Annotated in this window: 1 protein-coding gene; it reads left to right on the forward strand. The window is 65.7% G+C overall.

The genetic code is table 11. The features are described 5' to 3' along the window. Positions 1-1,348, forward strand: a 1,348-nt coding sequence (locus BTW08_RS18225; protein ID WP_139313719.1) for an Ig-like domain-containing protein, incomplete at both ends; no start/stop codon positions are given.

Genomic DNA, 1,348 nt, shown 5'->3' on the forward strand with positions numbered 1-1,348 from the left:
GGCCATCACCGGCTCCAATGGCGGGACCTTCACGCTGAACGCGGATGGCTCCTACAGCTTCAATCCGGGCACGGCGTTCGATCGCCTGGCCGCGGGTCAGACCGACAAGACCCAGATCAGCTACACCGTCAGCGACGGCCAGGGTGGCACCGCCACCTCGACGCTGACCGTAACGGTGACCGGTACCAACGACGCGGCGGTGGCCGTCGCCGATACCCAGACTACCGGCGAGAACAGCGTTCTCAGCGGGCAGGTTCCGGCAGCGACCGATGTCGATGGCACCATCGCCAGCTACGCGCTCGACACCGGCGTAGGTCAGGGCAACGGCAGCCTCAGCTTCAACGCCGACGGCTCCTACAGCTTCGCCCCCGGCACTGACTTTGACGCTCTGGCCGCCGGCGAAAGTCGCGACGTGACCTTCAACTATACCGCCACCGATAACGACGGCGGCGTCAGTGCACCGAAGACGGTCACCATCACCGTCACCGGCACCAACGATGCGCCGGTCGCTCAGGCAGGCACGGCCACGACGGAAGAGAACAGCGCGCTGACTGGCCAGGTCCCGGCGGCATCGGATGTCGACGGCACCATTGCCAGCTACGCGCTCGACACTGGCGTGGGCCAAGGCAATGGTAGCCTTAGCTTCAACGCCGACGGCTCCTATAGCTTCACCCCGGGTACCGACTTCGACGCTCTGGCTGCCGGCGAGAGCCGCGACGTCACCTTCAGCTACACCGCCACCGATAACGACGGCGGCGTGAGCGATCCCAAGACGGTGACCATCACCGTCACCGGCACCAACGATGCCCCGGTCGTTCAGGCCGCCACGGCCACTACGGAAGAGAACGCCGTCCTCAGCGGCCAGGTTCCGGCGGCAAGTGACGTCGATGGCACCATCGCCAGCTATGCGCTCGACACCGACGTGGGCCAGGGAAATGGGTCGTTGGCGTTCAACGCCGACGGTTCCTACAGCTTCGCCCCGGGCACTGACTTCGACGGCCTGGCTACCGGCGAGAGCCGCGACGTGACCTTCAGCTACACCGCTATCGATAACGATGGCGGCGTCAGTGCACCCAAGACCGTCACCATCACCGTCACGGGCACCAACGACGTACCGGTCGCCTTCGCCGATACCCAGCCTACCGGCGAGAACAGCGTTCTCAGTGGGCAGGTTCCGGCCGCGACCGATGTCGATGGCACCATCGCCAGCTACGCGCTCGACACTGGCGTGGGCCAAGGCAATGGCGCGTTGAGCTTCAGCGCCGACGGTAGCTACACCTTCACCCCCGGCACCGACTTCGACGCTTTGGCTGCCGACGAAAGTCGCGACGTCACCTTCAGCTACACC

Origin of the sequence: Salinicola sp. MH3R3-1 (assembly GCF_001937155.1) — a bacterium.
Taxonomy (GTDB): domain Bacteria; phylum Pseudomonadota; class Gammaproteobacteria; order Pseudomonadales; family Halomonadaceae; genus Salinicola; species Salinicola halophyticus.